The following is a 22188-nucleotide window of genomic DNA, read 5'->3' on the forward strand; positions in this document are numbered from 1 at the left end:
GACTGACAGGCCTGCACGAGACTTCGGCTAATCGCTGGACCTTTTGCCGAAAGTTAGACATCTAGTGCCGGTAGACCCCGAACCCGTGTGGGAACCCTGATTATCAACATGTCCAAACTTACTTTCGGCCTGAACAGCAAAGATGACCCCTGCATAATTGTGGCCAGCAATGGCAGATCGGGCAGTACGCTAATGTTTGACGCGCTTTGGGTGGCCTGCAAGCGTCGCCGCTGGTTCCGAAAACCAAAGGCAGGGTTTGAACCGGAATTGGCAACGGCTGAATTGCCTGCGGGATCTCTGATCAAGACCCATGATTTTCCGGCTGGCCTGAAGGGCCGCGAAAACGTCAAGGTTCTGTTCTGTTTTGGCCCCACGAAAGACTCTGCCCTTTCCGTCTATTCCGCGTTGGAGAGATTTGGGCGTGATTGGGTAGACCAGCACTTTGAACACCTTCACGCCGAGGGGACATTCGATGATCTGTTCGAATTTGATGTTCTCAATCAGGTCGAACAGATGAGGCGATGGGGCACGTTTCAGGATGTCCCTGTTCTGTGCATCAGCTACGATGCGATCTGGCGCAGACAAGAAGATGTCCAAGATTTTCTGGGATTGAAGTTCACTTTGCCAGAGCGGGCTGAACGGGCGCGCAAGTCTATCCCTGACGAAGTTTTGGCGAAGGCTGCTCAGGTTTATGACCCCATCGACAGGGCACTGGCGGATTTGCCGGAATTGTTTGTGGCCTCGCCGGATTACGAAAGCGCCCTCAGCAGGTTGCCGGGGTAATGAGTGGCAATACCCCATCCGAACTGTGACAAACAAAAAACCCGGCTCAACGGCCGGGTTTCTTGTTCGGATTGCGCAACAGCTTAGTGCAGCTTTTCGCCCACATCGGCGATTGCCGCGTCGATAAGCTTGTTGGCTTGCGTGGCAGTCATCTGTTTGGCCAGAACCGTGTTTGCTGCGGAAACTGCAACGGTGATGGCCTGATCACGGACTTCTTTCACAGCCGAAGCCTCAGCCGATGCAATCTGATCCTGCGCAGCCGCCAGGCGGCGTGCGATGGATTTTTCCAGATCGACCTTGGCTTGTTCAGCAGCCAGAGCCGCGTCGTCCTTGGCCGCCGCAACGATAGCGTCTGCCTGCGTTTGCACTTCACGCTGCTTACGCTCATACGAGGCAAGCAGGCTGCGCGCTTCTTCATGCAGGGCGCGGGCTTCGTCCAGTTCGGACTTGATGCCCTCGGCACGGTTGTCCAACGCGCCACCGATCATGCCGGGGACCTTGAAATAGAACAGGACCGCGATGAACACGATGAAGCCCAGAAGGACCACAAAATCCGTGTTGCCAAGCGAGAAGAACGGACCTTTGGCCGCAAACGCCGGGCTAGCTGCACCGACGGTCAGGATAAGGGCAAGAGTATTCCGCATGTCACTTATCCTTTCGTCTGCGCGTCAATTGCACTGTCGATGGCTTTGGCATCCGCCTCGCCGCCCAGTGCAGTAACCAGTTCAGCCGCCGTATCCTTGGCAACCACTTGAATGCTTTCCAGCGCACCTGCACGGATTTCGGCGATTGCCTTTTCCGATTCAGCCGCCTTTGCAGCGATTTCCGCGTCCGCCTTGGCAATCGCGTCATCCAGACCGGACTGAATTTCAGCACGGGCTTCCGCTGCGATACGCTGTGCCTCAGAACGGGCATCGGCCAGCGCCTTGTTATAGGCCTCTTCGGCCTCGACCGCCTTGGCCTTCAGATCTTCGGCCGCAGCCAGGTCATTTGTAATGGTCCCCTGACGTTCAGCCAGGATTGCCGCGATGCGGGGCAGAGCCACGCGAGACAGGACCAGAAAGATGACGACCAGCGTAATGACCAGCCAGAAAATCTGGTTGGGGAACCAATCGAAGCAGAGCTGCGGCATCCCGATGGCAGAGCCATAGGAGTCGACGCACGAGCCAGCTACCTCTTTTGTAAGGGGTTCAGTCGCCATGATATCCTCCGTCGGAAACTTGTCTTTACAACAGGTGGACCGCTATGGCTTGGGCCCACCTGCGCGTAAGGATCAGGTTCCGCAGATTATACGGCGAACATCAGCAGCAGCGAGACCAGGAATGCGAAGATCCCCAGGGCTTCTGCGAATGCGATACCGATGAAGAGGGTTGCGGTCTGCGAAGCAGCCGCCGAAGGGTTGCGCAGGGCGCCGGCCAGGAAGTTGCCTGCTACGTTGCCCACCCCGATTGCGGCTGCGCCGGAACCGATTGCTGCCAGGCCTGCGCCGATGTGTGCGAGATCGCCTTCCATGATGTATCTCCTTACGAATTGGAAGTTTCGATGTTGGGTGTTCGGACCTTAGTGCGACGGATGCAGCGCATCTTTCAGATAAACACAGGTCAGAATGGTGAAAACGTAGGCCTGAATGAAGGCCACCAGGACCTCGAGGCCATACATTGCGGTGATCGCCAGAACGGACACGGGTGAGATCACGGTGACCGCAGCGAAGCCTGCGAACACCTTGATCACCGCGTGGCCTGCCATGACGTTACCGGCAAGACGAATGGAGTGGCTGACGGGGCGCACGAAGTACGAGATCAGCTCGATGATCGCCAGGATCGGGCGCAGCGCCAGAGGCGCACTGGAGACCCAGAACAGGCCCAGGAACGCGGCACCGTTTTTGACAAAGCCCAGAACGGTCACGGTCAGGAACACGGCCAGCGCCAGCGGGATAGTGACCGCGAAATGCGAGGTTGTGGTGAACGAGGTCGGGATCAGGCCCAGGAAGTTGGCGCAGACAATGAACATGAACAGGGTCATGACATAAGGGAAGAACTTGACGCCTTCCTTGCCGCAGATGTCTTCCAGCATCTTGTAGACGAAACCGTAGGTCAATTCTGCGACTGACTGCATACGTGTCGGAACAATCGCGCGCTTTGATGTCGGCAGAACCAGCAGCAGAACAACCGCGGCGATCGCAAAGAACAGCCACAGGGTCACGTTGGTGATCGTGAACATACCAACAGCGCCATCGCCAAACAGCGGTTTGACGATGAACTGATCCATCGGGTGGAATACCAGGCTGCTGCCTTCTGCTGCGGTGGTCTCAGTTGCCACGTTCAGTCCCTCTCGTCCTTCTCGGCAGCCGTCGCCGCCGCTTGTTTCTCTTGGACCTCTTTCGCGCTGCGGAGCATAACCTTCACGCCCGCGACAAGGCCCAGCAATGTGAACAGCACCAGAAAGATCGGGATCGTCCCGAGCAGGCTGTCCAGCCCGTATCCGATGCCAAATCCGATCCCCAGACCGGATACCATTTCGATGACCATCCTCCAGGCAAGCTCGCCGCCGGATATGTCACTGTCTGCGCGCTTGGGTGGCTCTTTGGCCTTTTTCGCCGCTTCGATCTTGGCCTCAAGCTGCGCCATACGCTGCTTTTGGTCATCATCAGTCACGGGCGTTTCCTTCGCACAGTCTTGGGTAGGGTGCTAAGGGGCACGGCGCGCAGAGTCAACGGCATTGAACGCTCGGATAAGATCAATTTAAGTATTTGTTTTTAATTCATTTTCCTTCACGCCACCAGCCTGACACGTCAGCCGCACCGGACGACTTGCGCTCAAAACCGCTGAAATCGCATATTCAACCAAATGGTTGACCAAACCCGGGCGCTGTGGTTCAGCGGAACCATGTCCAACGATCTCGATACAGTCTTTGCCGCCCTCGCCGACCCCACCCGCCGCACCATCCTTGCGATGTTGCTTGAGGACGACATGGCCGTGACCGACGTAGCCGAACCGTTCGAGATGTCCTTAGCGGCGATCTCGAAACATCTGGTGATCCTGACCAAGGCCGGGTTGATCAGTCAGGAAAAACGCGGGCGGGTAAAGTGGTGTAAGCTTGAGCCCGACGCGCTGAGGGCCGCGTCGGTCTGGATGCAAGGGTTTGGACAGTTCGAGCCGGTAAACCTAGACGCGTTCGAACGGTTCCTCGAAGTCGAGCTACCGACTGCAGAAGAATAACGCAGTCACCGCACGACAAAGACGGAAACGCGGGCGTGCTTGGCCAGATACCCGGCGTGGCTTGATAGGATATAATCCATGATACGGGGCGCATGTGTGCCGACCACGATCAGGTCCGCACCGATGTCTTCCGCTGCCTTGGCCAGATCTGCGTCCACCTCGACCGCGACGTCAACCGAATGGATATTTTGAAAGGCGACTTCTGTGCCGCTGTTCTTGGCCAGATGATCCGCAAATTCCCGTAGGTTATCGCCGATTGTGGCGTCTGTTTGGACGGGGTCACCGGGCTGGGTTCCCGTGACGCTCACAACTGTGATCTTGGCACCTTGCCACTTGGCAATTTCGGCGGCGACATTTGCGGCCTTGCGAACCTCGGGCGGCAAATGCAGGTCAACCGGAAACATGATGTGGTTATACATGGTGCAACCCTCCTTGGCCCGAGCATAGGAAAACCCGCATGTATCAGCTTTGATCTGCCTCAAGAGCGGGCTTTGCATCAGGTACCTCGTCCGGACGCAACAGCATGAGCAACGCGGCACAGGTCAGAACGACACCAACCAGGATCAATGCAGCCGGGACACCATTTCCAAGCGCAATTTCCCACAGGATCACCCAACTGGGCAAAAGATACGTGTAGGCCATCACTTTAGCGGACGGCAGGCGCAGGGCCGAGAACTGAACCAGCACAAAACTAGCCGCCGTGGCAAAAATCGAGACGTACAGCAATCCGGCCCAAACGATCATTGGCAGGTTTGCCCAATCGGTTGCACGAATGTCGGACCAGCCATACAGCGCCAGCATCAGGCACCCTGCCAATATCGTACCAAATGCAAACACGACCGCCGGTTCACCGCGGTTGAGCTTGCGCACCATAGGTGTGTAGATCGCATGCGCGACGCACCCCCAGAAATAGATGATTTCTCCGGTCCCGATCTGGAAGGCCGTAAATGCCTGCCAATCCGCCCTGAAAATAACCCACAGCGCGCCGACTGCCCCGATGGTAAGCGCCAACGCCATTCGGGGTGTGGTCACTTGTCGAAGCAAAACCCAGCCCGCCACGGCGGACAGAACCGGCGTCAGGGTAAAGACGGCTGCGGCACTGACAGGTGGGGCTGTTTTCAGGCCATGGAACATAAGAACGAAATAGGTGGCAAATAGCCCGCCCAGCACCAGATAGCGCCAGGGCGCTCGTGCTGCGCTGCGCGGCAGACCGGTTGTCAAAAGCGCAGCAACCCCGATCACTACCGCAGCAATTGCGAACCGTGCCGCCGTAACCACCTCGGGGGCAATTTTGTTGGCGATCATGGAACCCAATGAGAAACTGCCCGCCACCAACGCTGAAAAAATAAGCATGGCCAAATGGCCACGGGCTTGCGGGCTCATGGCAACCAACTTTTGGATTGTTCTTTCAAAAAGGTCAGGAACGCCTGCACCTTGGTCGTGCGATGCAGGTCAACATGAGTGACTAGCCACAAATTGCCGAACCATTCCGGCATCGGCTTAATGACCTCGACCAGACTCGGATCGCGGGCGGCCTCCCACCGGGCCATGAAACCTATACCTGCGCCGGACAGCACTGCCTCGCGAATGCAAAAGTTGTTCGTGCAGCGGAACGTGATCCGTTCGACCGGCACTGTCTGACGTAACCAGCGTGAAAACGGAGCGCGGCTGTTTTCATCATCCGTGCTGACGAAGTAGTGGTTTGCAAATTCCTCGATGGTCGCCGGCTTGCCGTACCGGTCAATATAATCCCTACTGGCATAGAGACCGACTTCTTGCGTGATGAAAGGTTGCACAACATTGTCTGGCTGATCAGGGGCCGATCCCGCACGGATGGCCACATGCGCCTCGCCGTATTCCAATCGAAACAACCTGTCGCCCGTCAGGTAGCGTACGATCAGGTCCGGGTGCACGCGTTGAAACTCGCTCAGGACCGGAACGACCAAGGGTGCCAAAGAAGACAGTGACGTTACAACCAACTCGCCCGACACATCATCCCCGCGACCTTTCATGCGCCCGACCAGTTGGTTGAACTGATCTTCGGTTGCCTGCGCGACGCGCAGCAGGTCTTCCCCGGCCTCAGTGGGGGTGTAGCCGCGCGCATGACGCTGGAACAGTTTGACCCCCAACCGCGCCTCGATTGCATCGATATGCCGGATGACCGTGGCATGATGCACACCCAGTATTTCGGCCGCGCCGCTGACCGTACCCATTCGCGCGACCTGATAGGCGGTTCTCACCTCATCCCAATTGTCCATTGCATCGGTTCCATTGTGCAAATTTCAACATTCACTGTTGGAGTATCAGAGTTTTGTTCGTAGACGCAACAATCATATTGGGATCAGAGCGAAAAACCTTACTCAATCAGGACTGAACCCAATGACCAAGACCATCCTGCATATAGACGCCTCGGCCCGCCGCGAAGGATCTACCACCCGTGACTTGTCCGACCGGATCGTGAAACACCTGAACGCCGGACGTATCATTCGCCGTGATCTGGCGACTCCGCTGCCGCTTTTGACCGAGGACTGGATTGCTGCGAACTTTACCCCAGCCGATCAGCGCGACGAAGTTCAGCGTGACCAACTTTCCCTGTCTGACGAACTGGTAGCAGAGTTGCAGCAGGCGGATACGATCGTCATCGGCCTACCGATCTATAACTTCTCGGTCCCGGCGGCCTTCAAAGCTTGGATAGACCTTGTTGCCAGGGTTGGATTGACCTTTTCCTATACCGAGAACGGCCCCAAAGGCCTATTGGAAGGCAAACGCGCTGTACTGGCCATCGCGTCGGGCGGAACGGCTGTGGGGTCAGACATAGACTTTGCCACTGACTATGCCAAACACGTGCTGGGCTTTATCGGCATTCACACTGTCGATGTTATTGCCGCTGATCAGATGGCACTGGACGCCGAAGCCACGCTGGACAACGCGCGTCAGGCTGTTTCAGAACTGGCCGCCTGATTGACCTCTGGTCTTTGCATATTCAAACGTCCAGTCTGCAATTGAACACGATTGCGCAGACTGGACGTTTATTATGAAGAAAATCGGAATTTTGGGCGGTGTGGGCTGGGCCTCAACCGTTGATTATTACAGGGCCATCGCGCAAGGCGCCGGGCAGTATTTTGCAGAGCGTGGTCATGGATCCCCCCTGCCGATCCCGCCCATGACAATCGAATCTGTCACACAGGCCAAGACCCGCTCATTGAGAGGCGTCGCCGGGGATGAGGAAAGCTGGGCCACCTTTGACGCCGTCTTTCGCGATGCCTTGCTGACACTGGAACATGCGGGTTGCGATTTCGGCATTATCGCCTCCAACACGCCGCACATGCGCCTGCACGCGATCCGGCAGGGCGTTTCCATGCCGATCCTCAGTATCTTCGACGCCGCAGCCGAAGCAACCGCCGCAACCGAAGCCACGCAGGCCCTGGTTCTGGGCACGACTGTTACGATGCAGGCATCGAACTATGCCGATAGGTTGGCCAAGGCCCAGATTAATGCCAACGCGCCCCTGCCGGACGCCGAGATTGCCGAGATGCAGAATATGATCGACACTGTTTTCTACGGCGGCGCATCAGAAACGGCGCGGGCCCGGCTGGTGGCCTATTGCAACAAACACGCCAAGCCCGGAACCGCGATCCTACTGGCCTGCACCGAACTGCCGCTGGCCTTCCCCGACAATCTGGACGACGCCGTGTTCGAGGCGGACGGGCATCTATTCGTCAATCCCTCGGCAGCGCATGTCGCAGCAGCGTTAAAAGAGGCACTTGAATCCTGATCAGGGCAGCCAAGTCACGTCACAGCCGATCCGGTCGAAAAACGCCATCAGGTCCCCGCGCGCCATTGCGATGGTGCGGTCGTTGACCAGCGGGTGCATATAGATCACGTCGGCCTGCTGCCCCGCTGCATCCATAAAGAACCGGACGTTGTTTTCCACACCGTTTATCATCGCCAGCGGGCTGACCGCGCCGGGCCGAATTCCAAGGTTCTGCATCAGCCGATCCGCCGAACCGAACGAAAGGTTCCCGACGCCCAGTTCCGCGCCCAACGCCTTAAGGTCTATGTCTCGGCTTTGTTCCAACGTCACCAGATAGTTCCGCTTTTTCTTATCGCGCAGATAAAGGTTTTTCAGGCGCAGCGCGTTCTCACCGGGGACCATGAACTGATCTTCAACCGCCTTTGACTCCTCCACCGTGCGCAGAGGGACATGGGTGTGCAGCCTGTAGGCCAGCCCCCACTCATCCAATTTGGCCAGCAACGCGTCAGAGCTGAGCGGCAATGTATCCTGAAAGGCAGATGAGGCGTCCATGATACTCTCCTGAATTTTTTGCGCTCATCGCGTACCGTGGCGGTAATTTCAAGCCACGACAGCATGGGATTTCAATGTTAGCGTCCGGCCATGAAAGTGACGCGCAAGACACCAAACCAACTGATCCTGTCCAACAGGCCGTGGCTGATTGGCATTATGCTGGCCTTCTTCATTCTCTGCTTTGTCGGGGCTGGCCTGTCGATGATTGCCGAAGGCGACTGGTCCGGCATTTTCGTCGCGCTGTTTGGCGGCGGCTTGGGATTTATTGCGTTCTGCGTATTTGTTCGCCGCGTGCAGGTCATTCTGGACCGCAACACCGACAGCATTCTGATCCGACGGCAATCCATCTTTGGCTATGAAACGGTCCGGCATGTTTTGTCCAACCTTTCACATGCCGAGGTCGAGACCACTACGTCGAACGGCAACAACGGCTCCAGCACGATGCACCGGCCCGTCTTGATCCTCGACCAAGGCATGAGCGCGGGACGCCACCCCATCGTCAGCGCCTATGTCAGCGGGCACGGGTCTCATCGGATGGTCGATGCCGTCAATGATTGGCTTCCAGCACGCGCGGTTGACTCTGACGATCAATCGGCCTAAAGCCCCATCCAAACATCCGGAAGCGTCTGACCTTCCGGTCCCTTGAGTCGTTCAGGGATCGCCCCCCACCAGCGAGTTTCGCCCGTGGGGGCAATGCCATTTGGCATTACCCCCACGTCTAATTCAGTGGGAGGGGGCAATTGTGCATTTAACCCGTGCTTCTTATCTGAGAAGCGCCACCAGATAACCGGCTAAGGAGGCCGAAGGCATGTTTGAAAATCTATCCGAACGCCTTTCTGGCGTCTTTGACCGGCTGACCAAACAGGGCGCGCTGTCTGAAGAAGACGTCAAGACCGCCCTGCGCGAAGTTCGCGTTGCGCTTCTTGAGGCCGATGTCTCGCTGCCGGTTGCACGTGAATTCGTCAAGAAGGTACAGGAACAGGCAACCGGTCAGGCCGTCACCAAGTCGATCACCCCCGGTCAGCAGGTCGTCAAGATCGTACATGACGCGCTGGTCGATACCCTGCGTGGCGAAGAAGACCCCGGCAAACTGAAGATCGACAACCCGCCCGCCCCGATCCTGATGGTCGGCCTGCAAGGCTCGGGTAAGACGACCACCACCGGTAAGCTGGCCAAGCGCCTGAAAGAGAAAGAGGGCAAGAAGGTCCTGATGGCCTCGCTCGACGTCTATCGCCCGGCGGCGATGGATCAGTTGGCCGTTCTGGGCACGCAGGTCGGCGTCGATACCCTGCCAATCGTGCCGGGCCAGAAACCCGTCGACATTGCCAAGCGTGCCAAACAGCAGGCGACGCTGGGCGGCTATGACGTCTACATGCTGGACACCGCGGGTCGACTGCATATCGACGAAGTCCTGATGGACGAGGTCGAGCAGGTCCGCAACGCGGTCGATCCGCGCGAGACCTTGCTGGTCGTCGACGGTCTGACCGGTCAGGTCGCCGTTGAAGTCGCCGAAGAGTTCGACGCCAAGGTCGGCATCTCGGGCGTGGTCCTGACCCGTATGGACGGCGACGGGCGCGGTGGTGCGGCGCTGTCGATGCGCGCGGTCACTGGCAAGCCCATTCGCTTTGTCGGCCTGGGCGAAAAAATGGACGCGCTCGAAACCTTCGAGCCGGACCGGATCGCCGGTCGTATTCTGGGCATGGGCGACATCGTTGCCTTGGTCGAAAAGGCCCAGGAAACGATGGAGATGGAACAGACCGAGCGCATGATGAAGCGCATGGTCAAGGGTCAGTTCAACATGAACGACCTGAAAATGCAGCTAGAGCAGATGATCCAGATGGGCGGCATGCAGGGAATGATGGGCATGATGCCGGGCATGGGCAAAATGGCCAAGCAGGTCGAAGAAGCAGGCATGGACGACAAGGTGCTCAAGCGCCAGATCGCCATGATCCAGTCGATGACCAAACGCGAGCGCGCCAATCCGCAGCTATTGCAGGCCAGCCGCAAAAAGCGGATCGCGGCGGGTTCGGGGATGGAAGTCAGCGACCTCAACAAGCTGCTCAAGATGCACCGGCAGATGTCGGACATGATGAAAAAGATGGGCAAGATGGGCAAAGGCAAGATGCTGAAACAGGCCATGAAAGGCATGTTCGGCAAAGGCGGCCCGTCGCCCGAGGAAATGGCTGCGGGCATGGACCCCAAGGCACTGGAACAGGCGGCAAAGGCGATGGGCAAGATGCCCGGCGGCATGCCCGGAATGGGTGGCGGCATGGCGCTGCCTCCGGGCCTCAGCGGCTTTGGGAAGAAGAAGTAAACTGTGACCGTCGCCCCCACGATAACCACTGCGCGCCTGACGCTGCGCCATCATCGGCTTGAGGATTTCAAACCAATGGCTGCGCTATTCGCGTCGGAGTGGGCAAAGTATATGGGTGGGCCCATTTCAGATGACGAATTGTGGCGTTGGCTGGGTGCGGAAGTCACCAGTTGGCAATGGCTGGGCTATGGCAGTTGGGCCGTAGATCTGACCGAAACTGGCGAACTCATTGGGCAGGTTGGCGTCAACAAACCGCCGCGTTTCCCCGAAGTGGAATTGGGGTGGTGCATCTTCCCAGGCTTTGAGGGTCAAGGACTAGCGTTTGAGGCGGCTTGCGCGGCACGCGATTGGGCCTTTGAAACTACAGGGCTTAGCACGTTGGTCAGCTATATCGACTACGACAACGCGCGCTCGATTGCTTTGGCAAAACGTTTGGGTGCGATCGAAGACAAATCCTCAGCGCGCCCGGACCCTGCGGATGTTGTGTATCGCCATCCTCACCCGGATGAGCTGCAAGGCGGGATGGAGGCTTACGCATGACCTCTTTCACCATCCCCACTGTCGAGACCGATAATCTGATCCTGCGCGCCCCTCATCAAGACGATTTGCCTGCGATGACAGCATTCTTTGCATCCGAACGCAGCCGCATGGTCGGCGGCCCCAAAACGGCGCTGGAAACATGGCGTTCGTTCATGGGGCGGTTCGGGCACTGGGCGGTGCTGGGTTATGGCGGCTGGCATATCGTCGAGAAGGCCAGCAACGCGTTTGCGGGCTGGACCGGTATGATCAACGCGCCGGGCTGGGACGAACCCGAACTGGGTTGGGTCGTCATGGACGGGTTCGAAGGCAAAGGCATCGCTTTTGAAGCCGCAAAAGCAGCCCGCGCCTATGCCGCACGCCATCAGGGTTTGAACGCTCCGATCTCGTATATCGCTCATGACAATGACCGCTCGCGCGCGCTTGCGGAACGTCTTGGTGCCACGTACGAGCGCGAAGGCGAGGTTGTCGGCACCCCTTGCCAGGTTTGGCGGCACCCTAAACTCGATATTTCCGACCCTGCTTTGACGCCTGAGAGGACCGCCCAATGACCAACCCCGTGACACAGGCTGCCACGCTGTTGAAAGAGCATCGCGAAAGCATCGACCGGCTGGATGCGATCCTTGTCTATACGCTGGGCGAGCGGTTCAAGCACACGCAGGCCGTTGGCAAGCTCAAGGCCGAACACGACCTTCCCCCGTCCGATCCTACGCGCGAAGCCGCGCAGATCGCTCGGTTAGAAGACCTGGCGAAAGAGGCCGATCTGGACCCTGACTTCGCCAAGGCTTTTCTGAATTTCATCATTCAGGAAGTCATCCGACACCACCGGAAACATCAGGAATAACCCGTTTCCACAAATACCAAGAATAGCCGGAAAAGACCCCGGTCTTTAAAAAATACACGCCTCTGGCGTGATGCCATTCAAAGGAGATACCACCATGGCAATGAAAATTCGTCTCGCCCGCGGCGGCTCGAAAAAGCGTCCTTTCTACCGCATCGTGGCAGCCGACAGCCGTATGCCCCGCGACGGCCGTTTCATCGAGAAGCTGGGCACTTACAACCCGCTGCTGCCCAAAGACAGCGAAGAGCGCGTGAAAATGAACATGGAGCGCATCCAGTACTGGCTGGATCAGGGCGCCCAGCCCACCGACCGGATCGCACGTATGCTGGAAGCTGCCGGCACCCGTGACAAAGCCGAGCGCAACAACCCCAACAAGGGTACCCCGGGCAAGAAAGCCCAAGAGCGCGCCGAAGAAAAAGCGGCCAAGGCTGCTGAAGCGGCAGAAGCTGCTGCTGCACCGGCTGAAGAAGCGGCTGCAGAAGAATAAGCAGGCGGGCGCGTGCGGGATCAGACGTTCACCGACGATTTTCGCACGCAGTTTGACCTGTTGCTGCGGCTCCGGCGTGATGTGCGCCGGTTCCGCACCGACGCCATTGACGAGGCAGTGCTGACGCGCTGCCTCGACGCGTTTCGGTTGGCCCCTTCGGTGGGGCTGAGCGAACCCTGGCGCGTGATCCGCGTCGAAAGTCAGCCCGCGCGCGACGCGGCGCTGCGAAATTTTCAAACCGCCAACGCACAGGCGTTAGAAGGCTATTCTGGCGAAAAGGCGCAGCTATACAGCCGCCTGAAACTGTCGGGGATGCAAGAGGCCCCGGTGCAACTGGCCGTGTTCTGCGACGACGCCACCGACAAGGGGCAAGGTCTGGGCGCAGGCACAATGCCCGAGATGCGGCGCTATTCCGTAGTTTCAGCCATAACCCTGTTCTGGCTGGCTTTGCGGGCTGAGGGGCTGGGGCTGGGCTGGGTGTCCATTCTTGACCCTGACCAGATGGCGCGCGATCTGGATGTGCCTGATGATTGGCGGCTGATCGGTTATTTCTGCGTTGGATATCCCAAAGACGTATCGGACACGCCCGAACTGGAGCAAGTCGGATGGGAAAACCGCAACGACAGCCTGCCTGTCGAGGTGCGCTAAGCAGATGTTCGGATTGTTACGCCTTCCCATTCTGATGATGATCGCCTTTATTGTCGGCGTGTTCTTCGAACGCTCGAACCAGCGCGAGGTGTGCGAAACACGCGGGCAATGGGAAGACGGGCTATGTGTGACGGATGGGACAAATGAGTGATCTGATCTGCGTCGGCAGTATTGCCGGGTCGTATGGCGTGCGCGGCGAGGTGCGGCTGAAAAGCTACTGCGCCGTCCCCGAAGATATCGAAGCCTATTCGCCCCTGACCAACGAGGCGGGCGACGAGCGGTACCCTCTGGTCCTGACCCGTTCGATCAAGAATGGTTTCGCTGCCCGGTTGGGCGGCATCGAGACCAAGGAACAGGCTGATGCGCTGAAGGGTCTGCGCCTGTTTGCGCGCCGTTATCAATTGCCTTCATTGCCGGATGATGAGTTCTATCATACCGACCTGATCGGGCTTGAGGTCTATGACACCGGCGGCACCCTGCTGGGCCGGGTAAAGTCGGTGCAAAACCACGGCGCCGCTGATTTGTTGGAATTGCACGGGTCGGGGCTGAAATCCACCGTCCTGCTGCCTTTCACGCTTGAGGCCGTTCCGACCGTTGACCTTGAAAAAGGCCGTATCGTCGCCGATCCCCCTGAAGGTTTGATCTGATGCGGCGAATCCTGCTGCATTTGGGTTTACATAAAACAGGCACTACAGCTGCACAGTCTTTTCTTTTCGAAAACCGCGAACTGATCTGGCCCCACTTTGCGCTGGTGCTTCCTTACCGCACGCGCAATTCCGGTCTTTCACGGGCCGCCACCAATCATTCTGTCTATGGGCTGGCCGGGACTCTTTCAGAGTTCGAACGCCAGATATCGGCCTTTCTGGATACGCTCGATTTCGGTGAAAAGCGCGGGTTGATTGTCAGCGAAGAGAATTTCGCGGGCCTCCGTCCCAGCCGTAATCTGGAACAAGGTTACGCCGCCGCGCCCGAGCTTGCGGCCAGCCTTGTGAACGCTGTCCGGCATAGGTTTTCCGGGCAAGAGGTCGAGATTACCGTCTACCTGTCCCTTCGGCAGCGCGGAAGCTGGCTGCGCAGCCTTTGGGCGCACGATCTGCAACGTATGCGTCAAGTGCAGGATTTCGAAACATATTGCGAAAGCATGGAACCCCTCGCCCCGCTGCAAGCCACAGTGGACCGTATTAGCGAAGCGCTTCCGAATGTCACGGTTCTGTCCGAGTGGCTGGAAGATTTGCAAAAGCTGCGGTTTGGCCCGGGTGCGCCTTTTGCAGATTTTCTGGACCTGCACCAAGAAAAAGCCAACCTGCTGGCCCCGCCTGCACACTCCAACCCCAGACTGCCAAAGGACGTTCTGGCAGAATTGCTGGACCTGAATCGTTCTCGTCTGGACGAGGCCGCTCTGGTCGCGCAAAAGAAGGCCATCGTCGAACACGCGCAAAAGGCTCTGATTGGCACGATATGACTGACAAACCTTCAAAGTCCCACGGTCGCAAGGCGATCCGACCGACCCTGATACCGCGTGAACTGCTGACCCCAACACCGGACCTGCACGGCGTGTGGAAAGCAAAGATCATCACGCTGTTCCCGTCGGCCTTTCCCGGTGTGCTGGGCGAAAGTCTGACTGGCAAAGCATTGCAAGAAGGGTTGTGGCAGCTAGAGACAATCGACCTGCGTCAGTTCGGCGTTGGCAAGCACCGCAATGTGGACGACACCCCAGCCGGAGGCGGCGCAGGAATGGTTCTGCGCGCCGATGTTTTGGGCGAGGCGATTGAACATACGATGGCGGGGGTGCGTGGGAATTGGCCGTTGATCTATCTCAGCCCGCGCGGACGCCGGATGGACCAGCGCATGATGCAGAACCTTGCGCGTTGTGACGGCATGACCCTGCTTTGCGGTCGGTTTGAGGGCGTGGATGAGCGTGTGCTTGAGCATTACGGCGTTCAGGAGGTCTCGTTGGGCGATTTTGTCATGACAGGCGGCGAAATCGCCGCTCAGGCGCTGATTGACGCAACGGTGCGTCTGATCCCCGGCGTTTTGGGCAACCAAGCCTCAGCCGAGGAGGAAAGCTTTTCTTCCGGGCTGTTGGAACACCCGCAATATACCCGCCCTGCCGAATGGAAGGGGCGTCCGATCCCCGATATCCTGATGTCCGGTCACCACGGTCGCATCGCTGAATGGCGGCACGACATGTCCGAGCAGATCACCCGCGAACGCCGGCCCGACCTGTGGGACGCCTATCGCAAGTCGCGCGACTAACCTGCTTTCCACCGCGTCCAGATATCGGGCGGGCCATTGAACGTATTGATATCCACCGGCCCATCTACGCCGGGAACCAGCCCGGTTCCGGTGTACTGCCAAAACCGCCAGACCGCTTTGGGATAAACGGTGCGCGGATGCCCCGCGACAGACCGCAGCCAGAATTCGGTCTTTGGCAGGCGGCCGATTTCTGTATCGCCATAGAAATCCACGGTCGTATAGACGATCGGACGGCGCCCATAGTGACGTTCCAAAATATCAAGGAACCGCTGTGCCTCGGCCCGAACGGTTGCGCCATCGGGGCGCAAAGTGCAGGTCTTGGAATGCGGCGTCCACTCCATGTCCAGCACATGCGGCAGGTCTGATCCTCGGGGCACGTTCTGGATGAACCAGCGTGCCTGCTCATGGGCGGGGCGGCAGAAATAGTAATAGTGATACGCGCCCCATGGCACCCCAGCCGCGCGCGCGCCGACGCGATGCGCTTCAAACATTGGGTCTGCGACGTCTCCGCCCTCGGTGGCCTTGATGAATACGAAACTGACACCTGACGCCTTGGCACGCCGCCAGTCGATTGGCCCCTGCCACCGCGACACGTCCAGCCCGTGCACCGGGTATTGACCGGGATGCCGCCCCTCCCAGTCATGGGGGTCGGCATCGCCAAAGGATGGGAAGACCACCGAAGGCGACGTTGTATCCAGAAAGGCTTTGGCCTCGACCTGCTGCGGCGGAGGGCTGTTGCGACCGCAAGACAGGGTCGCAAAGGCAATGAATGCCAGCATCAGAGCTGTGCGCATGATCTGTTCCTGTATAAATTTCTGCTCGTATAATTGCCTTCCAGAATGCCTGATCGACCCCGTAAGGCAACGGTGTTGTTTTCGGGCGGCGAAAACTCACCAACCGGCCCTGTAAAATATGACGATTTGGGCTTGATCCCTGCGTTCAAAGCCCTTAAACGACCGCAATCCGGTGCCGCATTTGCGCGACTCCGGTGTTTTGGTTTGGTCCATGTCGTGACGCCCGGCTTTCTTCGGCCCCGGCGCGGCGGAACAAACCGCACCAAGGAACATTCGATCTGACCTCTGGCGGGCTGTACGCAGGACCCGGTGAAGACCAAGAGCTCTCAGCCCGTGCCCAAACTTCGTGGACCAACCACGAGCAGATAGGAGTGAATGCGATGGACTTGATCGCACAGCTTGAGGCGGAACAGATTGCCGCCCTGGGGAAAGATATCCCCGATTTCAAAGCCGGTGACACCATCCGTGTCGGCTTTAAAGTGACCGAAGGGTCGCGTACCCGTGTGCAGAACTACGAAGGTGTCTGCATCGCGCGCAAAGGTGGCAGCGGCATCGCCGGTTCGTTCACCGTCCGCAAAATTTCGTTCGGCGAAGGCGTGGAGCGTGTGTTCCCGCTGCATTCGACCAACATCGACAGCATCACCGTTGTCCGCCGCGGTCGCGTCCGTCGCGCCAAACTGTACTATCTGCGCACCCGTCGCGGTAAATCCGCACGTATCGCAGAGGTCACCAACTACAAGCCCAAGGCTGGCGCCGAGGCGTAAGGAGCGGAAAGATGAAAAAAGACATCCATCCCGACTACCACATCATCGACGTCAAACTGACCGATGGCACCGTGGTTCAGATGAAATCCACCTGGGGCGCCGAAGGCGACCAGTTGGCCTTGGAAATCGACCCCTCCGTGCACCCCGCATGGACCGGTGGCGGCGCGCGCCTGATGGACGCCGGCGGCCGCGTGTCGAAGTTCAAGAAGAAATACGAAGGTCTGGGCTTCTAAGCCTAACCCGGTTCAATTGCAAAAGGCCGTCCCTTCGGGCGGCCTTTTTCTTTTTCCGACACAGCAAGGGTCTTTGGACGCTGCTATCTGCACAAAGAACTTTAGTGTCAGCGCAGGCGACGAAAAAACCCGAGGAGGCATCCAGAGCCTGCTTACTGCGCCTTACGCGTTAACTCGGCCGCGCTGTGCAATGGCGGCACCGGCCCACGCAGCAGCAGCAGCGCCAGCACCATTCCAATCAGTGCAGCAATGGCCGTGATCATCATCGCGCTGTCAAAGGCGTTGTCCTGCAAATCCCGCAAGGCTTTGGCCAATGCCGTTCCACTTTGCGAATCCATCCCGGCGATCAACTGCTGAATCTGGTTGGGCGTACCGTGCGTCAGCGCATGGGCCAGATCTTCGCGCTGCGTCGAGCCTGCGGGCAAGGCGTTAATCACCTCAGACAGGCCGCGACGGGTGGTGATCGCTTCGGCAAGTCCGCACACGACCGCCCCCAGAGTTGCCCCAAAATAGAGACATGCGTTTATCACGCCCGACCCCTGCCCCACATGCTCTTCCGGCAGCAGTCGCAGGCCGAGGCGCGGCAAAAGCGAGAAACAGATGCCCAGCCCGATCCCAACGACCATTAGCTTCCACCAGATTTCGCCATACTGCGTGTTATTCGTTGTGGCCATCAGCAACAGGAACCCGCACGCCATCGCCCCCAATCCGATGACAACGGGCCACCGGAAGCTGTAGGGGGCCAGAAACCGCGGTGCCGTGACCGAAATCACGAACATGCTAAGGCTGAGCGGCATGATCGCAAGCCCGGCGCCTACGGAGGAATACCCAAAGGCGTCCGGCGACTGTACGAAAGTGTTAAAATAGACAAAGAACCCAAACAGCGTGAAGCCGGTGAAAAACATCCCTGCCGCGGCCATGAAATAGCGTGGATGGCGAAAATACCTCAGCTCGATCAGCGGATCATCACTGCGGCGCGCTGCGAGAACAATACCGACAGTTGCCAGCGCTGCGACGGCCAGCGGCACCAGCGTCATGGGCGTGCCCCAACCGTTGCTTTCCCCGTTGCTGAGCGCAAAAGACAACGGCCCCAGAAACAGCAGGATTGCAATGGCCCCCAGAAAATCGAACCGCGCCCCGGCCAGACGCGTATCCGGGACATATTTTTGCTTGCTGACGTTCAAACCGATGACAAACGCGATCACCAAAAGGATCAGATCGGTTGCAAACACGGCGCGCCAACTGACGTAATGGGCAAAGGCACCACCAACAATTGGACCAACGCCAATTGCCAAGCCTACGATGGCGCCCCAGGCTCCGGTCACGCTGGCGCGTTGTTCCTCGGGCGTCGCCGCAGTCAACAACGACAGAGAAGTGCCAAACAACGCCGCAGCGCCCGCCCCTTGTGCGCCGCGCCCAAGCAAAAGCATCGTGCCATCTTGGGCGAAAAGAACAAGAGAGGACCCAACCGCGAAGACGACCATGCCAAAGAAGAACACGCCCATCTTGCCCGTGATATCCCCCAACCGACTGACGATAGTCACCAAGGTGGCGCTGGCGACGGTGTAAGTCGCCATAACCCATTGCAGGCCCGACGGGGTCAGGTCGAACTCGGCCTTGAGGTTGGGCAGGATGGTCGCGACTGCCGTGGTGTTGAACCCAACAACCATCATGCAGATCGCGGTCATAGCCAGAACAACCCGTGCGCCATTGGGATGTGAATTCGTCTGTGACATCGCTCCGCCCTCAAACCCACCTGACGTCTTTGGGACGCCACATCAACACCTTAGCAGGTTTCTGCCCAGCGCACAGCCTCAGATCCAATAGGACAGGGCCAACGGCAAAACGACGATCGTTGCCAGTGTGGATACCAGAATAAATCCGGCCACGTCCGGGCCGTATTCCGGCATGTGCTGATCAATAAACAGGTAGGTCGCCACCGATGACGGCATCAGACAGCAAAGGATAACCGCCCCGCGCTCTGCCCCGGTAAAGCCGAATGCCCAAACCAAAGCGGTTGCTATCACAGTCGCCATAATTAGGTGCAACACGGTCAGGATCACAGCGCGGCCGAGGCGGTGCACCTGAAGGCTTGCCAGCGTGTGACCAAGTGTCAAAAGCATCAGCGGGATGGAAAGACCGCCGAGAATATCAAACGACTTGGCCACAGGTTGCGGCAGGCTGTACCCCGTCGCCATCAGCGCCAGTGAAACAATAACCGCGTAGATGATCGGGGACGTGGCCAGTTTCTTCGCGGAAAATTCACCTGCTGGAATCCACATACCCACGGTGAAGATGCTGATCAGGACGACCACCACAAATCCCATCGAATAGGCCATCCCAGCGTCGCCTAGCGCCAAAAGCGTAATCGGCAGACCGATATTGCCGACATTGCCGTGCATCAAGGGCGTCAGAAACGCGCGAACCGGCAGGCGAATGGCCTTGAGCGCCACAAACCCCAATGCGCCAAAGCCTGCAATCGCCAGCGCCGCCGCAGCCATCACGTCCAAGAACGTGGCCACTGCGATCTTTGTCGTAGAAAGGTGCGAGATGATCAGCGTCGGATACCCGACCCGAGACACAATCCCACCGATGACCTTGTTGTCGAACGGGGCTTTGAACAACGCCAGGCTGTACCCGATCCCGGTGCAGATCAGCACGGGAAGGACCACGTTCAGCACATTCAGAAACAGATGGTCCACTGCAAGCCCCTGATCCAAATTCGTAATTTCGACAGTGGAACAGGTGGCAATGTTTGGCAAGCGCGCGACCAAATCCACCCTGAGATTTCAGCAACAGCGAATTTTATTGCGCGCTGACAGTGTTTCGGGTTCTTCCCTTCCCCGTTTCCACAACATATAGTGGTTTTCAACAACGTGTGGTCAAACACGGCGGGATGTGGGAATACAGGCATGGCACATATCATCGTAGTGGGGAACGAAAAGGGCGGCGCAGGCAAGTCGACCGTTTCGATGCACGTCGCCACAGCACTGGCACGGTTGGGCCATAAGGTCAGCACGCTAGACCTTGATCTTCGGCAGCGCAGCCTGGGGCGTTATTTCGAAAATCGCTCTAATTTCCTTAAAAATTCGGACCTGACCCTGCCGACACCGCGTCACCACGACCTGCCCGAGATCGACGCGACCAAATTGAAGCCGGGCGAGAACATCTATGACCACCGCCTGTCTGCCGCAGTTGCCGAGTTGGAAAGCGACAGCGATTTCATCCTGATTGACTGCCCCGGCTCGCATACACGTCTTAGCCAAGTGGCGCATTCGCTGGCCGATACGCTGATCACGCCGCTGAATGACAGCTTCATCGACTTTGACCTGCTGGCGCGGATTGATTCAAAGGGCGAGAAAATCCTCGGCCCGTCGGTCTATTCCGAGATGGTCTGGAACGCACGTCAGTTGCGCGCGCAGGCGGGTTTGAAACCGATCGACTGGGTTGTTGTGCGCAACCGTGTGGGCACGCAGCGAATGGTCAACAAGGAAAAGATGCAACGCGCGATCGAGATGCTATCGCAGCGCATTGGCTTTCGCGTCGCCTCGGGCTTTTCCGAACGCGTGATTTTCCGCGAGTTGTTCCCACGTGGCCTGACCTTGCTGGACCTCAAGGATATCGGGGTCAAGCAGCTCAACATCTCGAACATCGCCGCGCGTCAGGAACTGCGTGACATGATGAAAGAGCTGAACCTGCCGGGCGTCGAGATCGACTTTTAACCGTTGTACACGGTAAACAGCTCTTTTGGTTCCGCCACGCCGCGCAGCATGTAACGCCCGACCGAGATCAAATCCTGACTGCAGGGCATCGCCGCTTGCGCCACATCGTCAGAAATCAGAATGCGCTGACCCAGCGAACGGTGCATACCTGCGATCCTTGCCGTCTGATTTACCGCAGGCCCGATCACAGTGAAATCAAGGCGGCTTTCCGACCCGATGTTGCCGTACAAAATCTCACCCGCGTGAAGGGCCAGCGTGAAATTGGCAACCGGAAGGCCAGCGGCGCTGCGCTCTTCGTTCAGCGTCCTGATGCGTTCCTGCAGCATAGGCACGGCCTTCAAGGCCGCACGGGCGTCTTCGTCAATTTCGCCCACGTCGAACATGGCCATCAGCCCGTCGCCCATAAACTTCAGGATGTTTCCGTCATTGTCATGCACCACTCCGACGGCCACAGCCAGGTAGTCATTCAGCATGTCGATAATTTCGCTGCCCGGCAATTCTTCGGACAGGCTGGTGAACCCCTCCAGATCAAAGTTCCAGATCACGGCATCAATCTGCTGCAAAGACCCTCGCCGTATTTCGCCCGAAAGAACACGACGACCGGCTTCGCGCCCCAGATAGACACGCATCAGGTCCTTTGGTACCCGCGCATTCGACGCCGATTTCAGGGCCAACCCCAAATGGGGCAACGCGGTATTTATCAACTCCAGATCGCCGTCACGGAACCCTTCTGGAGCGTTGGACGTCCAGGACAGCAACACCCCATCCACAGGCTTCTTGGCGTCCCGCGGCGCGTTATGGGTCGGGACATCAAACGTCACCCCACGCGCGTAATATTCGGTCGCCCCACTCTCTCTGAGATCATTGATCAGGGGAAACCGGCTGGGTTCGTTCTGATCCACCATGCGTTCATGCACAACCTCGACATCTTCGTTGAGAATGGCAAAAAGCGGGCTTTGCTGCCAATCCTCGCTGACATCTTCCGAGTACTCGAACTTTTGATAATCCCCGCCGCGCCCCTGGTACCAGCTATAGCCTGTACCGCCATAAACCGGGTGCAACGCGGATTGCGCCGCGTGAAACCGCATCAGCGGCACTCCCATATCGACAAGGCGCGTACAGTACCCGTCCAGAAGCTCTTCCTTTTCGGCACCAGCTAGGCCGCGCGATACCAGCCAATTGATAAGATCGTTCGTTTTCGCCGCGTTGGGGTCCGGGGCTGTCATGTCTAAATCCTGCGTCCACTCAGGGTTTCATCTGGGGTCATCACGAACAGATTACCAGT

Annotated in this window: 31 protein-coding genes; 18 read left to right on the top strand and 13 right to left on the bottom strand. The window is 58.2% G+C overall.

The window, feature by feature from the left end; genetic code table 11:
* The first annotated feature begins 108 nt into the window (after positions 1-108).
* Entirely contained in the window at positions 109-783 is a 675-nt protein-coding gene (locus GOX75_RS17760; protein ID WP_171125324.1) for a hypothetical protein, read from the top strand.
* Positions 784-866: 83 nt separating this feature from the next.
* Here GOX75_RS17760 and GOX75_RS17765 read toward each other — a convergent pair whose 3' ends face one another.
* The 5 genes from GOX75_RS17765 to GOX75_RS17785 all read right to left on the bottom strand — a co-directional run bounded on the left by GOX75_RS17765 (position 867) and on the right by GOX75_RS17785 (position 3437).
* The gene (locus GOX75_RS17765; RefSeq protein WP_171125325.1) at positions 867-1427 is read right to left on the bottom strand and encodes a F0F1 ATP synthase subunit B; all 561 of its coding nucleotides are present in this window, start codon (positions 1425-1427) and stop codon (positions 867-869) included.
* Between the two features lie 5 nt (positions 1428-1432).
* Complete coding sequence (locus GOX75_RS17770; RefSeq protein WP_171125327.1) at positions 1433-1984, bottom strand: F0F1 ATP synthase subunit B'; 552 nt, start codon at positions 1982-1984, stop codon at positions 1433-1435.
* An 86-nt stretch (positions 1985-2070) separates the two neighbouring features.
* The gene (locus GOX75_RS17775) at positions 2071-2295 is read right to left on the bottom strand and encodes a F0F1 ATP synthase subunit C (RefSeq protein WP_005981269.1); all 225 of its coding nucleotides are present in this window, start codon (positions 2293-2295) and stop codon (positions 2071-2073) included.
* 48 nt (positions 2296-2343) lie between these two features.
* The gene (locus GOX75_RS17780) at positions 2344-3102 is read right to left on the bottom strand and encodes a F0F1 ATP synthase subunit A (protein ID WP_171125329.1); all 759 of its coding nucleotides are present in this window, start codon (positions 3100-3102) and stop codon (positions 2344-2346) included.
* A 2-nt stretch (positions 3103-3104) separates the two neighbouring features.
* Entirely contained in the window at positions 3105-3437 is a 333-nt protein-coding gene (locus tag GOX75_RS17785; RefSeq protein ID WP_171125331.1) for an AtpZ/AtpI family protein, read from the bottom strand.
* A gap of 231 nt (positions 3438-3668) precedes the next feature.
* Here GOX75_RS17785 and GOX75_RS17790 point away from each other — a divergent pair, with 231 nt between their 5' ends.
* Entirely contained in the window at positions 3669-4001 is a 333-nt protein-coding gene (locus GOX75_RS17790; protein ID WP_171125509.1) for a metalloregulator ArsR/SmtB family transcription factor, read from the top strand.
* Positions 4002-4006: 5 nt separating this feature from the next.
* On the opposite strand, the gene GOX75_RS17795 is transcribed toward GOX75_RS17790, so the two are convergent.
* From GOX75_RS17795 to GOX75_RS17805, 3 genes are read right to left on the bottom strand one after another with little or no spacing between them, the layout of a single operon-like run.
* Entirely contained in the window at positions 4007-4420 is a 414-nt protein-coding gene (locus GOX75_RS17795; RefSeq protein ID WP_171125333.1) for a universal stress protein, read from the bottom strand.
* A gap of 43 nt (positions 4421-4463) precedes the next feature.
* Positions 4464-5384 carry a DMT family transporter gene (locus GOX75_RS17800; RefSeq protein WP_171125335.1) on the bottom strand — a complete coding sequence of 307 codons (921 nt, stop codon included), beginning with the start codon at positions 5382-5384 and terminating at the stop codon, positions 4464-4466.
* Positions 5381-6259 (bottom strand): LysR family transcriptional regulator, encoded by an 879-nt coding sequence (locus GOX75_RS17805; protein ID WP_171125337.1) that lies wholly within the window; start codon positions 6257-6259, stop codon positions 5381-5383. Before GOX75_RS17805 ends, GOX75_RS17800 begins: the two co-directional genes overlap by 4 nt.
* Positions 6260-6380: 121 nt before the next feature.
* Between GOX75_RS17805 and GOX75_RS17810 the strand changes: the two genes are divergently transcribed.
* Positions 6381-6962, top strand: a complete 582-nt coding sequence (locus GOX75_RS17810; protein WP_171125338.1) for an FMN-dependent NADH-azoreductase — start codon at positions 6381-6383, stop codon at positions 6960-6962.
* 73 nt (positions 6963-7035) lie between these two features.
* Positions 7036-7776 (top strand): aspartate/glutamate racemase family protein, encoded by a 741-nt coding sequence (locus tag GOX75_RS17815; RefSeq protein ID WP_171125340.1) that lies wholly within the window; start codon positions 7036-7038, stop codon positions 7774-7776.
* On the opposite strand, the gene GOX75_RS17820 is transcribed toward GOX75_RS17815, so the two are convergent.
* On the bottom strand, positions 7777-8307 hold the full coding sequence (locus GOX75_RS17820; RefSeq protein ID WP_171125342.1) for a prolyl-tRNA synthetase associated domain-containing protein: 531 nt from the start codon (positions 8305-8307) through the stop codon (positions 7777-7779).
* A 90-nt stretch (positions 8308-8397) separates the two neighbouring features.
* Between GOX75_RS17820 and GOX75_RS17825 the strand changes: the two genes are divergently transcribed.
* The 11 genes from GOX75_RS17825 (at position 8398) to trmD (ending at position 15390) form a co-directional block, all read left to right on the top strand.
* Entirely contained in the window at positions 8398-8907 is a 510-nt protein-coding gene (locus GOX75_RS17825) for a hypothetical protein (protein WP_171125344.1), read from the top strand.
* 208 nt (positions 8908-9115) lie between these two features.
* Positions 9116-10621: a signal recognition particle protein gene (ffh, locus tag GOX75_RS17830; protein WP_170418150.1), complete on the top strand. Its 1506-nt coding sequence runs from the start codon at positions 9116-9118 to the stop codon at positions 10619-10621.
* Positions 10622-10624: 3 nt separating this feature from the next.
* Entirely contained in the window at positions 10625-11161 is a 537-nt protein-coding gene (locus tag GOX75_RS17835; protein WP_171125346.1) for a GNAT family N-acetyltransferase, read from the top strand.
* The gene (locus tag GOX75_RS17840) at positions 11158-11709 is read left to right on the top strand and encodes a GNAT family N-acetyltransferase (RefSeq protein WP_171125348.1); all 552 of its coding nucleotides are present in this window, start codon (positions 11158-11160) and stop codon (positions 11707-11709) included. Before GOX75_RS17835 ends, GOX75_RS17840 begins: the two co-directional genes overlap by 4 nt.
* Positions 11706-12002: a chorismate mutase gene (locus GOX75_RS17845; protein ID WP_170380494.1), complete on the top strand. Its 297-nt coding sequence runs from the start codon at positions 11706-11708 to the stop codon at positions 12000-12002. The genes GOX75_RS17840 and GOX75_RS17845 overlap by 4 nt, the downstream gene beginning before the upstream one ends.
* Before the next feature lie 94 nt (positions 12003-12096).
* A complete protein-coding gene (gene rpsP, locus GOX75_RS17850; protein ID WP_170350323.1) occupies positions 12097-12486 on the top strand; it encodes a 30S ribosomal protein S16 in 390 nt (129 codons plus the stop codon).
* 12 nt (positions 12487-12498) lie between these two features.
* On the top strand, positions 12499-13134 hold the full coding sequence (bluB, locus tag GOX75_RS17855) for a 5,6-dimethylbenzimidazole synthase (protein ID WP_171125350.1): 636 nt from the start codon (positions 12499-12501) through the stop codon (positions 13132-13134).
* 4 nt (positions 13135-13138) lie between these two features.
* Positions 13139-13285, top strand: a complete 147-nt coding sequence (locus GOX75_RS17860) for a hypothetical protein (protein ID WP_171125351.1) — start codon at positions 13139-13141, stop codon at positions 13283-13285.
* Entirely contained in the window at positions 13278-13781 is a 504-nt protein-coding gene (gene rimM, locus GOX75_RS17865) for a ribosome maturation factor RimM (RefSeq protein ID WP_171125353.1), read from the top strand. The genes GOX75_RS17860 and rimM overlap by 8 nt, the downstream gene beginning before the upstream one ends.
* Positions 13781-14596 (top strand): hypothetical protein, encoded by an 816-nt coding sequence (locus GOX75_RS17870; RefSeq protein WP_171125355.1) that lies wholly within the window; start codon positions 13781-13783, stop codon positions 14594-14596. Before rimM ends, GOX75_RS17870 begins: the two co-directional genes overlap by 1 nt.
* Positions 14593-15390: a tRNA (guanosine(37)-N1)-methyltransferase TrmD gene (gene trmD / locus GOX75_RS17875; RefSeq protein ID WP_171125357.1), complete on the top strand. Its 798-nt coding sequence runs from the start codon at positions 14593-14595 to the stop codon at positions 15388-15390. Before GOX75_RS17870 ends, trmD begins: the two co-directional genes overlap by 4 nt.
* Here the strand turns inward: trmD and GOX75_RS17880 are convergent.
* Positions 15387-16184: a GH25 family lysozyme gene (locus GOX75_RS17880; protein WP_171125359.1), complete on the bottom strand. Its 798-nt coding sequence runs from the start codon at positions 16182-16184 to the stop codon at positions 15387-15389. The genes trmD and GOX75_RS17880 overlap by 4 nt on opposite strands.
* Before the next feature lie 380 nt (positions 16185-16564).
* Between GOX75_RS17880 and rplS the strand changes: the two genes are divergently transcribed.
* Positions 16565-16948 carry a 50S ribosomal protein L19 gene (gene rplS, locus GOX75_RS17885; RefSeq protein ID WP_039541573.1) on the top strand — a complete coding sequence of 128 codons (384 nt, stop codon included), beginning with the start codon at positions 16565-16567 and terminating at the stop codon, positions 16946-16948.
* 11 nt (positions 16949-16959) lie between these two features.
* The gene (gene rpmE / locus GOX75_RS17890; RefSeq protein WP_170388151.1) at positions 16960-17181 is read left to right on the top strand and encodes a 50S ribosomal protein L31; all 222 of its coding nucleotides are present in this window, start codon (positions 16960-16962) and stop codon (positions 17179-17181) included.
* Between the two features lie 152 nt (positions 17182-17333).
* Here rpmE and GOX75_RS17895 read toward each other — a convergent pair whose 3' ends face one another.
* Both GOX75_RS17895 and GOX75_RS17900 read right to left on the bottom strand, forming a co-directional pair.
* On the bottom strand, positions 17334-18917 hold the full coding sequence (locus GOX75_RS17895) for an MFS transporter (RefSeq protein ID WP_171125361.1): 1584 nt from the start codon (positions 18915-18917) through the stop codon (positions 17334-17336).
* A gap of 78 nt (positions 18918-18995) precedes the next feature.
* Positions 18996-19883: an AEC family transporter gene (locus tag GOX75_RS17900; RefSeq protein WP_171125362.1), complete on the bottom strand. Its 888-nt coding sequence runs from the start codon at positions 19881-19883 to the stop codon at positions 18996-18998.
* A 210-nt stretch (positions 19884-20093) separates the two neighbouring features.
* Here GOX75_RS17900 and GOX75_RS17905 point away from each other — a divergent pair, with 210 nt between their 5' ends.
* A complete protein-coding gene (locus tag GOX75_RS17905; RefSeq protein WP_171125364.1) occupies positions 20094-20903 on the top strand; it encodes a division plane positioning ATPase MipZ in 810 nt (269 codons plus the stop codon).
* Here the strand turns inward: GOX75_RS17905 and GOX75_RS17910 are convergent.
* On the bottom strand, positions 20900-22129 hold the full coding sequence (locus GOX75_RS17910) for an adenylate/guanylate cyclase domain-containing protein (RefSeq protein ID WP_171125366.1): 1230 nt from the start codon (positions 22127-22129) through the stop codon (positions 20900-20902). The genes GOX75_RS17905 and GOX75_RS17910 overlap by 4 nt on opposite strands.
* Positions 22130-22188: the final 59 nt, after the last annotated feature.

This window comes from Ruegeria sp. HKCCD7251, from assembly GCF_013031165.1.
GTDB lineage: Bacteria > Pseudomonadota > Alphaproteobacteria > Rhodobacterales > Rhodobacteraceae > Ruegeria.